Below are 12336 nucleotides of genomic sequence, written 5' to 3'. Positions count from 1 at the left end.
GGTTCCCGGCTCTCGGCGGCGCCGGCGATGATCTCGGGCAGACGGATCAACTCGCGCACCAGGCTCCGCTCGCTCGGATCCCCCAGTCGCGCCAGGGGCTCCGGTGCCGGCGACAGGTCGAACCAGCCGGCCTCGGCGGCCTTTTGCAGCACCGAGCAGATCCGCGCGTGCGCGTACTTGACGTAGTAGACGGGATTCTCGTTGGACTGCTCGCGGGCCAGGTCCAGGTCGAAATCCAGGTGCGAGTTCGGCTTGCGGGTCAGGAAGATGTACTTGGCCACGTCGGCGCCCACGTCGTCGCAGAGCGAGTCCATGGTCACGAACTGGCCCTCCCGCTTCGACATGTCGATGGGCCGGCCGTTCTCCACGAAGTTCACCTGCTGCAGGATCTGCACTTCCAGCCAGTCCTCGGGTACGCCGAGGGCGGTCATCGCACCTTGCATGCGGGGAATGTGGCCGTGATGGTCGGGGCCCAGGAAGTCGATCGCACGCTCGAAGCCCCGCTGGTACTTGTGGTAGTGGTAGGCCACGTCGGCCAGGAAGTAGGTCGGCGTGCCTCCCGAGCGCACGATGACCCGGTCCTTCTCGTCGCCGTAGGCGGTGGATCTGAACCAGGTCGCGTCGTCCTGGACGTAGGTGGCGCCGGCCTGGCGCAGACGGTCCAGCGTGCGTTCGACCCGCTTGGTCTCGTGGAGCTCCGACTCGAAGTACCAGGTATCGAAACGCAGGCCGAAGCGCCGGCAGGTCTGGCGCTGCCAGGTGAGGATCTTCATCAGGGCGTACTTGGCGAAGCACGTGGTCGACTCGTCTTCCGGCAGGGCGACCCAGTCGTCGGTGTTGCCGGCTGGCGCGGTCACGCGCTGGAAGCTCTCGTCGTTGAAGACCCCGGCTTGTTCCTGTATCGCCTTGCTGGACAGGCCGATCAGTTCCTCGGCCATCAAGGTGATGTAGCGGCCCTTGTAGCCGTCCGCGGGAAAAGGCACGGTGCGGCCGAGCATCTCCATGGTACGGGCGCGCAGGGACTTGCCGAGCAGGTGCACCTGGTGTCCGGCGTCGTTCACGTAGTACTCGGCGTGGGCGTCGTACCCCACGGCGTCCAGCAGACGCACGAGGGTGGAGCCGAAGGCGCCGGCCCGGGCCGAGACCACGTTGAGCGGACCGGTGGGGTTGGCGCTGATGAATTCCACGTTGATGCGCCGGCCACGTCCGGTGCGGATATCATGCAGGGCGCCCTCGTCGACCCAGAGGTCCAGCAGCAGATCGACCAGGTAGGCGGGTGCCAGACGGAAGTTGATGAAGCCGGGACCGGCGATCTCCACGGATTCGATCACGTCGTGGTCGAAGGAGAGCTTCGCCGCGAGTTCGCCGGCCAGTTCGCGCGGCTTGCGATCGAGGCGCTTGGCCGAGACCATGGCGATGTTGGTGCTCAGGTCCCCGTGGCTCTTGTCCCGCGGCTTCTCGACGGCCACTTCGATGTCCTCCTCGAAGAAACCATAACTCTCGAGACAGCGGCCGATCTCCTCCCTGATGATATCGTGGATGATCATGGCCCTTCTTCCGCTTCGTGCTCCCCGGCCGCAGCCGCGTCGCGGCGTACCAGGGGCAGATCCGGATGCCGTCCCGCGACTTCCGGACGCCGGAAGTAGTCGAGGCCGACCTCGCATCGTCCGGCGTCGCTCCACAGGCGCTCGAGCCGGTAATAGTCCCTGATCCGCGACTTCATGACGTGGACGATCACGTCGACGTAGTCCAGGAGGATCCAGTTGGAACTCTCGAAGCCCTCGGTGTGCAGCGGTTCGTGGCCGGCGCCGGCGAGTTCCTCGCTGACGCTGCGCCCGATCGATTCGACCTGAATGTTGGATAGCCCGGTGCCCAGCACGAAGAAATCGGCCACGTCCGATCGACCGCGCAGGTCCAGCACCAGCACGTCCTCGCCCTTCTTGGCGACGATGGCGTGCGCCGCCAGCTCCGCCAGACGGAAGGACGCGCCCGCCTCTCGAACGTACCAGGGCTCGGTCTGCTTGCTCATCTCATTCCATCTGCTTGGATGACGATCCCGGCGACGGGATCAGTTCAACCGCTTGAGCACGTATTCCACCGAGACCGCCAGCAGATCCTTCTGCACGCCGCGCGCCACGGGGGCGAGGGCCTGCTTGGCCTCCTCCCCGTAGAGCCGCGCCAGGTCGCGCGCGGCCTCCACGCCGCCGTGGTCGGTGACGAAGGACTTGACCTCGGGCCAGAAGTCCTTGCGTTCTTCCGGCGCGAGTCCATGCGCGCCATCCAGCAGCGCCTCGCCCTGCCCGGCCGGTGCGCTCGCCAGGGCCGCGATCAGGGGAAGCGTGATGCGTCCCTCCTCCCAGTCCTGACCGGTGGGCTTGCCCAGGCGGCGCTCGTCGCCGAGATAGTCGAAGACATCGTCGGTGATCTGGAAGACGAAACCGATCTTGCTGCCGAACTCGCCGAACGCCGCCGCCAGATCGCGTACCGCGGGGTTGAAGCCGGCGCCGATCCGGCACGCCGATTCGATCAGCGAGGCGGTCTTGCGGTAGATGATCTGCAGATACATGTCCATCTTGATCGACAGATCGTACTTGGTCTCGATCTGCATCATCTCGGCCTGGCTCATCAGCACCGTGGTGCGCGCCAGCAAGCGCAGCGCGTCGTACAGTTCCACCTTGATCAGGCTCTCGAGCGCCTTGCTGTAGAGGTAGTCACCCATGATCAGGGCCGTCGAGGGACCCCAGTGGTGGTTCACGGACGGCAGACCGCGCCGGGTCAGGGCCTCGTCGATGAAGTCGTCGTGCAGCAGCGTGGCGGTGTGGATCATCTCCACGCAGGCGGCCGCCGTGATCGCCGCGTCGTCCACCTTCCCGTCGTGCTTGGCGCTGAGGAGCAGCAGGGTGGGCCGGAAGCGCTTGCTCTTGCCCTGCTTGACATGCGTGCATATCTCGTTGATCAGCGGCGTGTCTCCCCTGACCAGTTCGTCGTAGACGTCATCGAAGCGCTTCAGCTCCGGTCCGATGATCCTCTGCAAGGCCCAGAGTTTGACGCGTTCCTGATCAAGCAGAGACATGTATACCTCTCGACGACCGGCCGACACATCGAGCCAACGCGTTAAATGTCGACAACGCACCTACCTTAAGTCAATCGCTATCTCCTGGCAACTTCCCGCGGCGGCGGCGCCGATCGACGGCCATGGCGACGCCGACCGACCCCAGGTACAGGAGCATGACCGGTCCCGCCATCACCAGCTGGGAGAAGACGTCCGGCGGCGTCAGCAGCGCCGACATGACGACGATCGCCACCAGGGCGTAGCGCCATCCCCGCCACAGGGCGCGCGGATTCACCAGGCCCAGGCTGCTGAGCAGCAGGATCACGAGCGGCAACTCGAACACCAGCCCGAAGGCCAGACAGAGCCGCGCCACGAAAGAGAAATACGGTCCGATCCCGATCAGGGGCTGCATGTAGGTCGTCGCGTAGTCGAGCATGAAGGCCATCACCTTGGGAATCAGCACCAGGTAGGCGAAGGCCACGCCGGCGTAGAAGAGACCGACCGACGCGACGAGCAGCGGCGTGACCGCCTTGCGCTCCTTCTCGTACAATCCCGGCAACACGAAACGATAAGCGCGCAGCAGGACGAACGGCAGGACCACGAAGATGCCGCAGACGACCGCCAGCTTCATCCGGGTCAGGAACGCTTCCACCGGCTGGTTGAAGTAGACGAGGTTGCCGGATGCGGTGAGCGGCGCCACGAGCAGGTCGAGCAGCGGCCGGGACAGGAACCAGCAGCCGATCGCGGCCAGGCCCACGGCGATCAGCGACTGGATCAGCGCGGTCCGCAACTCCTCCAGATGATCGAGCAGGGTCATCTGACCGCCCTGGCCGTTCTCCGGTTCGCGCGCGGGCGAAGACCTCTGGTCGGGCCGGGGCAAGCCGTCAGCCATCGGCGCCCTCCTTGCCGGCCAGGATCTGTCGCAACTCCCGCATGAACTCGTCCACGTCCTTGAACGACCGGTAGACCGAGGCGAAGCGTACGTACGCCACCTCGTCCACGTCGCGCAGCCGCTTCATCACCAGCTCGCCGACGGTGCCGGACGGCACCTCCAGGGAAAGATTCGACGCAAGGTCACGCTCGACGGCATCGGCTACGGCCTCCATCTGTTCGAGGGTCACGGGCCGCTTCTCGCAGGCGCGCGCGATGCCGCCGATGATCTTGGCGCGGTCGAATTCGACGCGCTGGCCGTTGCGCTTGATCACGCGGAACTGCTTGGCCTCGATGTACTCATAGGTGGTGAAGCGCTCGTGGCAGGCCGTGCATTCGCGCCGGCGGCGCACGGCGAGCCCCTCGCGGACGGAGCGGCTGTCCACGACCTTGTCATCATCCGCGCCGCAGAGGGGGCACTTCACTGTCGGCTCCCTACAGGTCGGGGTAGAGCGGGAACGACCGGCACAGGTCCAGGGTCTCGGAGCGCAGCCCGTCGAGCGCCTCCTCGTCGGCGCGGGCGATCACGGCCCGGTCCATCACGTCGGCGATCCGGCGCATCTGCTCGGGTCCCATGCCCCGGGTCGTCAGGGCTGGCGTGCCCAGCCTGACGCCGCTGGTCACGAACGGGCTCTCCTGGTCGAAAGGCACCGTGTTCTTGTTGACCGTGATGCCAACCCGTTCCAGCAGCTCCTCCATGTCCTTGCCGGTCAGGCCCTTGTTCGCGACGTTCACCAGCAACAGATGATTGTCCGTGCCGCCGCTCACGAGATGGAAACCGCGCTCGCGCAGGGACTCGCCCAGCACGGCCGCGTTCTCGACCGTCTGCTGTGCGTAGACCTTGAAGGCCGGCTGCAGGCACTCGTGAAAGCAGACGGCCTTGGCAGCGATCACGTGCATGAGCGGTCCGCCCTGGATGCCGGGAAAGTTCATCTTGTTGACGGCCTTGATGTGCTCCTTCTTGCAGAGAACGATGCCGCCGCGGGGTCCGCGCAGGGTCTTGTGGGTCGTCGATGTGACCACGTCGCACAGGGGCACCGGGCTGGGATGGACGCCGCCGGCGACCAGGCCGGCCACGTGCGCCATGTCGAACAGCAGGATCGCCTCGATCTCGTCAGCGATCCCGCGCAGGATCTCGTAGTCCCAGAACCGGGGATAGGCGCTGGCGCCGCCGACGATCATCCGGGGCCGTTCCGCCCGGGCCTGCTCGCGCAGGCGGTCGTAGTCGATGGTCTCGGTCTCGCGGTCAACCTCGTAGTGGGTCGCCGCGAAAAGCAGCCCCGAGAAGTTGACGGGATGGCCGTGGGTCAGGTGCCCGCCGTGCGACAGGGACAGGCCCAGGATCTTGTCGCCCGGTTTGAGGAACGCGAGATACGCAGTCATGTTGGCGGTCGAGCCCGAGTGGGGCTGCACGTTGGCGCGTTCGGCGCCGAAAAGCTCCAGAGCCCGCTGCTTGGCCAGGGTCTCCGCCTCGTCCACATAGATGCAGCCGCCGTAGTAGCGCTTGCCGGGGTAACCCTCCGCGTACTTGTTGGTCAGGACGCTGCCCATGGCTTCCATCACGGCGCGACTGGTGAAGTTCTCGCTGGCGATCATCTCGAGCTGGTCGCGCTGGCGCCCGAGCTCCTTGTCGACGATGGCCCCGATCGCCGGATCCACCTCATGCAGGTTCTGGTTCATCGTTTGCTCCATGGTATGGGTCGCGCCCTCTCAGGCGTCGGCCTTGCGGTCCCCGTCCCTTCTCTCGAAGGCGCGGATCTTGTCCACGCGACGGGCGTGTCGGCCGCCCTCGAATTCCGTTGCCAGCCACAACTCCAGCATGCGTTCCGCGTCGGCGATGGAAGTGTGATCGCCGCTGAAGCAGATCACGTTCGAATCGTTGTGGCGACGGGTCGTCGCCGCCATCTCGTCGTTGCAGCACAGGGCCGCGCGTATGCCAGGCACCTTGTTGGCGGCGATGCTCATGCCGATGCCCGAACCGCAGATCAACACGCCCAGTTCGGCGTCGCCCGCGGCGACGGCCTCCCCCACGGCCAGGGCGTGATCGGGGTAGTCCGCCGACGCGCAGTCGCCGCACCCCATGTCGAGCACCCCATGGCCCCCGCGCTCGAGCCGACGGACAAGGGCGACCTTGTGTGCGTACCCGCGGTGATCGTTGCCGATGGCGATCATCATGACGCCCCACCTCCGAGGAACACCGATGCCCACGCGGCGACCAGTCTCTCCACCTGTTCGGCCATCGCCTCGTACGCCGCGGCCGTGCCGCGGCGGTAGGGATCGTCCACCTGCTCGCCGGCGAACGGGTCGCCGCCGGCGGCGAGGTCCACGCCCGGCAGGCCCAGCAACCCCACGCGACCCCCGTAGTCCGGACGCTCGTTCCTGAAGCGCCTGAGGTGGTCCACGGTCATGCCGATGACCCAATCCACATCGTCGAGGGTCAGGAAATCCACCGCGCGCGAGCGATGCCGATAGAGGTCCAGACCGCGCTCGGCGGCCTGTTCACACGATTCGGCGGTGGCGGGACAGCCGGCGACGGCGTCGAGCCCCGCGGAAACGCAGCACACTCCGCTCGCCCCCAGCCGCGCCTCGGCGATCACCGCCGCCAGCGGACTGCGGCACGTGTTCCCCGAGCAGATGAACAGGACTTCACCGGTGGACATGGCGATCACCGTCCAGGTCCCAAAGTTAGAGTGCCCATGTCAGGCCGTCAAGAAAGCCTGCATATGTATCGTGTTTCTTGTCAACGCCTAACGACGCTTTCCTACCAATCGGGTGGAGCGATGCAGCCGGCGCGCATCACACGGGGCGGCCAGGAGGTCAGGTCGATGAGGCCGGAGGCCACGCCGCCCGACGCCGCGTCGTCGCCGAGCCAGGTCACGTCGCCCACGATATCCACCTCGTCCCCGCAGAATGCGATGGCGTCCTCCAGGGACGTCAGGGGGGGGTCTCCGGCCCTGTTGACGCTTGTCGAGACCAGAAGGCCGCCCGCGGCAGCCACCAACGCGCGGAGCTGCAGGGGTCCGGGCACGCGTATCGCCACGTCTGCGCGGCCACGCGTGGCCGCGGCGGGCGCCGCCGACGTCGCGGGCAAGATCAGGGTGAAGGGTCCCGGCCAACATGCCCCGGCGTAGGCATTCGCCTCCGGGGACGTGAACGTGCCCACGCCGCAGGCCCTGTCCAGGGTGTCGCAGAGCACGAGCAGGGGCTTGTCGTCCGCCCGCGCCTTGAGAGCCACGATCCGCGACACCGCCGCGGCGTGATCCGCGCGGCAATGCAGTCCGGGCAGGGTGTCGGTGCGCATCAGGGCCACCGCGCCTTCCGCCAGGCTCGCCGCGAGCGTCCGGGGATCGCTGGTCCGCCGCACCACGTCCTACGTCCCGCCGCCGGCCAGATCCAGGCGGTAGGCGGAGAGCGCCGCGGCGATCTTCCCGTCGCCGAGCGCCAGGATGCGCGCCGACAGCACCGCCGCGTTCTTGGCGCCGGCGGCGCCGATGGCCATCGTGGCGACCGGCACGCCCCCGGGCATCTGGGCCATGGACAGGAGCGCGTCGATGCCCGCCAGGGGGCCGGCGGCCACGGGCACGCCGATCACGGGCCTGGCCGTCAGCGACGCGAGCACGCCGGGCAGGTGCGCGGCCATGCCGGCCACGGCCACGTAGATCGCCACTCCCTCGCGGTCGCATCTCTTCACGAAGCGGCGCAGCTTGTCGGGCTGGCGGTGGGCGGACGCTATCTCCACGACGTGGGCGATGCCGAACCTGTCCAGCAGCTTCCGCATTCCCTCGATGACGGGCAGATCCGAACTGCTGCCCAGGACCACGGCCACGCGGGGATCGACCCGGCGCGCGCTCTTGCGCGAGGTGCCCATGGTGGTTGCCTCCTATTCCGTGAAACCGACGCCGATGTCGCGTCGGAAATGCATGCCCGCGAACTCCACGCGCGCCATGAGAGCGTATGCCTCGCGGCGCGCGCCGGCGAAATCCGCGCCCACGCCCACGGCACCCAGTACGCGGCCGCCGGCCGTGACCAGTTCGCCATCCCGACGAGCCGTACCGGCGTGCACGATCCAGGCGGCATCCTCCTCGACCGCGGGCAGCGATATCGGACGTCCCTTGGCGTATACTCCCGGATAACCCTCGGCGGCGCCCACGACCACCACCGCCGTGCGGCTCCAGTCCGTCAACTCGGCCCCCGGCCAGTCGGCGGGCGCTCCCGCGACGGCCGGGGGCTGGCCGGCGATGAACGCCCCCAGGTCTCCCCGCGCCGTGGCCAGGGCCAGCGCCGCGAAGTCGCAACGCAGCAACGGCAGGACGACCTGCGTCTCCGGATCCCCGAACCGGCAGTTGAACTCCAGGACCTGCGGTCCCGCGGACGTCAGCATCAGACCAGCATAGAGCACGCCCCGGTAGCCGATGCCGCGGCGGCGCAGCTCCGCCAGCACCGGTTCGATCACGTCGCGGCAGATGGCCGCGCCGAGCCCCGCGGGTACCAGGGACCCGCTGGCGAAGGCGCCCATGCCCCCGGTGTTGGGCCCGGCGTCCCCTTCGGCGACCCGTTTGTGGTCCCGCGACGGCGCGAGCAGGGCGTAGGCCTCGCCGTCGGTCACCGCGAGCACCGACAGCTCCGGTCCCGTCAGGCATTCCTCCAGCAGGACATGCCGGCCCGCGGCGCCGAAGCCGTCATCGACGAGGCAGAGGTGCAGGTGGGCTTCCGCCGCGGCGCGGTCCGCGCAGATGGCCACACCCTTGCCCTGGGCGGCGCCGCACGCCTTGACCACCACGGGGAAGGTGGCCGCGTCCAGCGCGGTCAGGGCCGAGGCGAGATCGTGATGGTCGCTGTAGGCGGCGGTGGGCACGCCCGCGGCGGCCATGACCTGCTTCGCGTGGTGCTTGTCGCCTTCCAGCCGCGCGCCGGCGGCTCCCGGGCCGAAGACATGGACGCCCGCCCGCCGCAGGTCGTCGGCCAGGCCGTCGATCAGGGGATCCTCCGGCCCGATGATCGCCAGCTGGATATCCTCTGCGCGGCAGAAGCCGGACACGGCCACATGGTCCCGCACGTCCAGCCTCACGTTGCCGCCGAGGGCCGCGGTGCCGGGATTGCCGGGTGCGACGAAGATCTCGACGCCGCCGGCCCTCGCCAGCTGACGGGCGAGCGCGTGTTCACGTCCCCCCGAACCCACGATGAGTACCCTGGTCGCCATGTCCCTCTCCAGGTCGTTCGATCCCGTGCGGCCGGTCTGGACCATAACCCAGCGCCTCCGGCCCTCGCAACGAAAAGGACGGCCCCGCGGGCCGTCCTGCATGCAATCGCCGTGTGGGTCAAGCCGAGATCGAGGTGCCGGACTCGCCGTTGATGGCGGCGGTCAGATGCTCGGGATCGGTGATCACGACCTCGCGGCCGCCGGCCGCGAGGAACATCAGCGCCGCATCGATCTTGGGCCCCATGCTCCCCGCCGGGAACTCCCCCGCCTCCAGCATGGCGCGGGCCTCGGCCGCGGCCAGCCGACGCAGGCCGACCTGCCCGGGCGCCCCGTAATGCCGGTAGACCATTTCTACCTGGGTGACGATCACCAGCGTGTCCGCCTCGATCAACTCCGCCAGCAGTTCGGAAGCCAGGTCCTTGTCGATCACCGCATCGATGCCCTCGATCTTGTCCATCTCGCATTTGGCGACGGGCACGCCGCCGCCGCCGCAGGCGATCACCAGCACGCCGGCCTCGAGCAGGTCCTTGATCACCCTGAATTCGATCACCTGTCGGGGACGGGGGCTCGGCACGACGCGCCGCCAGCCGCGACCGGCGTCCTCCTTCACGATCCAGCCGAATTCCCTGGCGACCTGCTCGGCCTGCTCCGCCGAGTAGAAGGGACCGATGGGCTTGGTGGGGTTCGCAAACGCCGGATCGCCGCGATCGACCAGGACCTGCGTGACGATCGTCGCCACCTGCTTGTCGAGACCGCGCAGGAACATGGCGTTCTGCAGGTTCTGCTGGATCATGTAGCCGAGGCCGCCCTGCGAATCCGCGCCGCAGACGAAGAGCGGCATCGGCGCGATGCCGTACTTCTCGTAACCGGCGTCGTTGCGCAGGAAGATGTTGCCGACTACCGGCCCGTTGCCGTGGGTGATCACGATCTGGTGCCCGGCGGCCGAAAGCTCGGCCACCTGGTGCATGGTCGTCTTGGTGATCTGGTACTGGTCGTAGTAGGTGCCCTCGCGACCCACGGGAACGATCGCATTGCCCCCGAGGGCGATCACGAAGCGCCGCGTCGTCATCATCTCCTCCTGCCCGACGCCGCCGGCTAGCGGACGAGGTCCTTGGCCATGCGCTCGATCCTCTCGAGGGCCTTGCGGATCTGTGCCTGGCTGTTGGCATAGCTGAAACGCAGATAGCCCTCGCCGTATGCGCCGAAGGCCGTTCCGCTCAGTGCCGCGACGCCGTACTCGTCCAGCAGCAGCGATTCGATCTCCGAGCTCTTGCGCCCCAGTCCCCCGACGTTGGGAAAGACGTAGAAGGCGCCGCGGGGCCGCTTGCAGCCGATGCCCGGGATGGCGTTGAGGCCCTCGACCAGCAGGTCGCGGCGCACCTTGAACTCCGCCACCATGGCCTCGGCCCCGTCCTGGGGTCCGGTCAGCGCCTCCGCCCCGGCGATCTGGGTGAACGAGGCGGTGCAGCTGTTGCAGTTGGTCTGCAGCTTGGCCACCGCCTCGGCGAGGTCGGCCGGCATCACGCCGTAGCCTAGGCGCCAGCCCGTCATGGCGTAGGTCTTCGAATGTCCGTCGAGGATGATGGTGCGCTCCAGCATGCCCGGGCGCGTGGAGATCGATTCGTGCGAGCCCTCGTAGATGATCTTGCTGTAGATCTCGTCGCTGAGGACCCAGAAATCGTGTGCGACGGCCAGCTTGGCGATGCCGTCCAGATCCGCGGCGGAGAGCACGCCGCCGGTGGGGTTATGGGGCGAGTTGATGATCAGCAGCTTGGTCTTGTCCGAGACCAGCCCGGCCAGATCGGCGACATCGAACGAGAAGTCCTTGTCCTCGGTGAGCGGCAAGGGCACGGCCTTGGCGCCGAGGAAGTTGATCACCGATTCGTAGATGGGAAAGCCGGGATTCGGATAGATCACCTCGTCTCCCTCGTTCACGAGTGCGGTCATGACGAAGTACATGATGGGCTTGCCGCCAGGCGTGATGACGATGTTCTGGGGGCCGACGTCGATGCCCCTGTCGCCCGCGATGTAATCGGCGAAGACCTGCCGCACCTCGGGCTTGCCGGCGGCCGGACCATAGTGGGTCTCGCCGCCCTGCAGGGCCTCGACGCCCTTGGCGACGATGTTCGCGGGCGTGTCGAAATCGGGCTCGCCGATCTCCAGGTGCACGATATCACGCCCTTTGGCTTCGAGTGCCTTGGCCCGAGCGAGCACGACGAATGCCGTCTCCGTACCCAGTCTACTCATCCGATTTGCCAGCATGATCCCTCTCCTTGCACGGGTCGCTCGGCGTGCCGCACGTGGCGCTGCCGCCGGTTACCGTCAATGGTATCCGGTCGAACACGCCAAGTCAAAGATGGCATGGCCACGTCAATGGGCGCCCCACTGCAGGCCGACGAGCACTTCGTGGGCGAGACTTGCGCCCGTGACCTCCCAGACGGACACCGCCGCCGAGATCCGCCAGGTCGGCCCCCGCCAGCAGATCCCCAGCGAACGTTCGCCGTCGCGTCGTCCCCAGTGCCGGGGCCGCGCGAAACCGGCCACGGGCACCTCGACGCTGACCAGATCGACCGGCGCCCCCCATGCCCAGACCTGATTCAGATCGAGTTCCAGACCGGGACCCAGCCGCCCGTCCACGCGCAGCGAGACGAGGGTGCGCCAGCCCGCAGCGGCTGTCCCGTCGGCGAGACCTCGAGACACGCCGGCCGCCCCCGCCGCCACACACACGCCCAAGGTGCCGGCGTGACCGGACAGACGGGCGGATATCCGCGTCTCGCGTCGAGACGAGATCTCGGCCGGCGGTAGCCAGGGCAGGCGTCCCGACCATCCCCGGACCGTCTCCGCCTTGTCGGCCAAGCGCCCGCGCCAGCCGACACGTCGCGGATCACCGCCCAGCAGGACCAGTTCCAGTCTGCGGACGTTGGCCGTCGCCGGGAAATCATCAACCCGGCGTGAGGACTGCGAGGCCCCGGCCATGGCCTGGCAGGTAATCCGGCCGCCTCGCCTCTGGATGCGCACGGCCCAGCCGTGTTCTCCGCCGCTCGGCAGGGCTTGCGGCCTGGCGCCCGAAGGCGGCGCGTACCCCGGATCGCAACCCGCGATCTGCCCCTCCACATCGAGAGCGGCGCCGCGGGCCTCCGCCGTGGCCACCCAG

At 68.0% G+C, this 12336-nt stretch carries 14 protein-coding genes; all 14 read right to left on the bottom strand.

The window, feature by feature from the left end; translation table 11 throughout:
- The coding region (locus KJ554_00820) for an arginine--tRNA ligase (protein MBU0740873.1) at positions 1-1547 on the bottom strand (1547 nt) is incomplete at its 3' end.
- Positions 1544-2029, bottom strand: a complete 486-nt coding sequence (rsfS, locus tag KJ554_00815) for a ribosome silencing factor (protein MBU0740872.1) — start codon at positions 2027-2029, stop codon at positions 1544-1546. The genes KJ554_00820 and rsfS, both read right to left, overlap by 4 nt.
- A gap of 39 nt (positions 2030-2068) precedes the next feature.
- Positions 2069-3073, bottom strand: coding sequence for a polyprenyl synthetase family protein (locus KJ554_00810; GenBank protein ID MBU0740871.1), 1005 nt, complete (start codon positions 3071-3073; stop codon positions 2069-2071).
- A 70-nt stretch (positions 3074-3143) separates the two neighbouring features.
- Positions 3144-3944, bottom strand: coding sequence for a twin-arginine translocase subunit TatC (gene tatC, locus KJ554_00805; protein ID MBU0740870.1), 801 nt, complete (start codon positions 3942-3944; stop codon positions 3144-3146).
- Positions 3937-4407, bottom strand: coding sequence for a transcriptional regulator NrdR (nrdR, locus tag KJ554_00800; GenBank protein MBU0740869.1), 471 nt, complete (start codon positions 4405-4407; stop codon positions 3937-3939). Before nrdR ends, tatC begins: the two co-directional genes overlap by 8 nt.
- A gap of 10 nt (positions 4408-4417) precedes the next feature.
- The gene (locus KJ554_00795; protein ID MBU0740868.1) at positions 4418-5674 is read right to left on the bottom strand and encodes a serine hydroxymethyltransferase; all 1257 of its coding nucleotides are present in this window, start codon (positions 5672-5674) and stop codon (positions 4418-4420) included.
- 18 nt (positions 5675-5692) lie between these two features.
- A complete protein-coding gene (gene rpiB, locus KJ554_00790; GenBank protein MBU0740867.1) occupies positions 5693-6157 on the bottom strand; it encodes a ribose 5-phosphate isomerase B in 465 nt (154 codons plus the stop codon).
- The gene (locus KJ554_00785) at positions 6154-6642 is read right to left on the bottom strand and encodes a hypothetical protein (protein MBU0740866.1); all 489 of its coding nucleotides are present in this window, start codon (positions 6640-6642) and stop codon (positions 6154-6156) included. Before KJ554_00785 ends, rpiB begins: the two co-directional genes overlap by 4 nt.
- Positions 6643-6743: 101 nt before the next feature.
- Complete coding sequence (locus KJ554_00780) at positions 6744-7349, bottom strand: L-threonylcarbamoyladenylate synthase (protein ID MBU0740865.1); 606 nt, start codon at positions 7347-7349, stop codon at positions 6744-6746.
- A 3-nt stretch (positions 7350-7352) separates the two neighbouring features.
- Complete coding sequence (gene purE, locus KJ554_00775) at positions 7353-7850, bottom strand: 5-(carboxyamino)imidazole ribonucleotide mutase (GenBank protein MBU0740864.1); 498 nt, start codon at positions 7848-7850, stop codon at positions 7353-7355.
- A gap of 12 nt (positions 7851-7862) precedes the next feature.
- The gene (gene purD / locus KJ554_00770; GenBank protein ID MBU0740863.1) at positions 7863-9182 is read right to left on the bottom strand and encodes a phosphoribosylamine--glycine ligase; all 1320 of its coding nucleotides are present in this window, start codon (positions 9180-9182) and stop codon (positions 7863-7865) included.
- A 118-nt stretch (positions 9183-9300) separates the two neighbouring features.
- Complete coding sequence (gene arcC / locus KJ554_00765) at positions 9301-10251, bottom strand: carbamate kinase (GenBank protein MBU0740862.1); 951 nt, start codon at positions 10249-10251, stop codon at positions 9301-9303.
- 26 nt (positions 10252-10277) lie between these two features.
- The gene (locus tag KJ554_00760; GenBank protein ID MBU0740861.1) at positions 10278-11444 is read right to left on the bottom strand and encodes a pyridoxal phosphate-dependent aminotransferase; all 1167 of its coding nucleotides are present in this window, start codon (positions 11442-11444) and stop codon (positions 10278-10280) included.
- A 108-nt stretch (positions 11445-11552) separates the two neighbouring features.
- Positions 11553-12336 (bottom strand): hypothetical protein (locus KJ554_00755; protein ID MBU0740860.1); only part of this gene is annotated, 784 nt, incomplete at its 5' end.

Source organism: bacterium, assembly GCA_018814885.1.
Lineage (GTDB): Bacteria > Krumholzibacteriota > Krumholzibacteriia > LZORAL124-64-63 > LZORAL124-64-63 > JAHIYU01.
Note: the sequence above shows the minus strand (reverse complement) of the source record. Positions and strands in the feature narration are given on the sequence as shown.

Coding starts and splice junctions, on each gene's coding strand:
- rsfS (MBU0740872.1), bottom strand. CDS start 2,029: ATGAGCAAGCAGACCGAGCCCTGGTACGTTCGAGAGGCGGGCGCGTCC.
- KJ554_00810 (MBU0740871.1), bottom strand. CDS start 3,073: ATGTCTCTGCTTGATCAGGAACGCGTCAAACTCTGGGCCTTGCAGAGG.
- tatC (MBU0740870.1), bottom strand. CDS start 3,944: ATGGCTGACGGCTTGCCCCGGCCCGACCAGAGGTCTTCGCCCGCGCGC.
- KJ554_00795 (MBU0740868.1), bottom strand. CDS start 5,674: ATGGAGCAAACGATGAACCAGAACCTGCATGAGGTGGATCCGGCGATC.
- rpiB (MBU0740867.1), bottom strand. CDS start 6,157: ATGATGATCGCCATCGGCAACGATCACCGCGGGTACGCACACAAGGTC.
- KJ554_00785 (MBU0740866.1), bottom strand. CDS start 6,642: ATGTCCACCGGTGAAGTCCTGTTCATCTGCTCGGGGAACACGTGCCGC.
- purE (MBU0740864.1), bottom strand. CDS start 7,850: ATGGGCACCTCGCGCAAGAGCGCGCGCCGGGTCGATCCCCGCGTGGCC.
- purD (MBU0740863.1), bottom strand. CDS start 9,182: ATGGCGACCAGGGTACTCATCGTGGGTTCGGGGGGACGTGAACACGCG.
- arcC (MBU0740862.1), bottom strand. CDS start 10,251: ATGACGACGCGGCGCTTCGTGATCGCCCTCGGGGGCAATGCGATCGTT.
- KJ554_00760 (MBU0740861.1), bottom strand. CDS start 11,444: ATGCTGGCAAATCGGATGAGTAGACTGGGTACGGAGACGGCATTCGTC.